Origin of the sequence: Rhizobium sp. GCM10022189 (genome assembly GCF_042656325.1) — a bacterium.
Taxonomy (GTDB): domain Bacteria; phylum Pseudomonadota; class Alphaproteobacteria; order Rhizobiales; family Rhizobiaceae; genus Rhizobium.
In genome coordinates this window covers 1-962 of record NZ_JBHSOR010000045.1, presented here as the reverse complement: position 1 = coordinate 962, position 962 = coordinate 1, and the positions used below count along the sequence as shown (strand labels likewise).

At 63.4% G+C, this 962-nt stretch carries 1 protein-coding gene; it reads right to left on the bottom strand.

Annotated features, from left to right (window positions below; all coding sequences use genetic code 11):
* On the bottom strand, positions 1-962 hold a 962-nt coding region (locus ACFPWW_RS18150; protein WP_377312812.1), incomplete at both ends, for a calcium-binding protein.

Genomic DNA, 962 nt, shown 5'->3' with positions numbered 1-962 from the left:
ATCGTGTTGGCAAGGTCGTTGCCCGTTCCGGTGAAGGCCACCGTGCCCGTATAGGTCAGGTTCTCGACATTGTCGGCAAGCGTATAGGTCGCCGACCCAGCCTTCACCGTATCGATCCCCGCATCGGCACTTTCGGTGACGAGGTCACCGGCATTGTCAACGATATAGGTGTCGTTGCCCGCCCCACCAATCAGCGTGTCGGCGCCGGCGCCGCCGTTCAGCGTGTCGTTGCCGGCGCCGCCGGCGATCACGTTCGCCGCAGCGTTGCCGGTGCCCGTGAAGGCAGCCGAACCGGTGTAGGTCAGGTTCTCGATATTGGCGAGCGCAGCGATCGAATAGGTCGCAAGCGACGTGCGGATCTCGTCCGTACCCGCACCCACTGCCTCCGTGACCACGTCGCCCGCGGCATCCACGACATAGGTATCGTTGCCGATGCCGCCGGCCAGCGTGTCGTTACCCGCTCCGCCGTCCAGCGTGTCGTTGCCGGCAGCCCCGGTCAGCTTGTCGGCCGCCGCACCGCCCTTGATGATATTGTCCAGTTCATTGCCGGTACCGGCAAAGGCCGCTGACCCGGTGTAGGTCAGGTTCTCCACATTGGCGCCCAGTGTATAGGCCGCCAGACCCGTCTTTACGGTATCGGTACCCTCGCCGGCATTCTCGACGACGATATCGCCGGTGCCGATGACATAGGTGTCGTCACCTGCCGCACCCTTCAGCGTGTCGATCCCGGCCCCGCCGGTCAGGATATTGTTCAGCGCATTGCCGATGCCGGTAAAAGCCGTCGTGCCGGAGACGGTCAGGTTCTCGACATTGCTGCCGAGCGTGTAGCTCCCGAAATAGACCGACTGCACGTACACCGTATCGCTGCCTTCGTCGGCAGCCTCGACGACCGTATCCCCGCCATTGTCAACCCAATAGGTGTCATTGCCGATACCGCCGGAAAGCGTGTCGGCACCCATGCC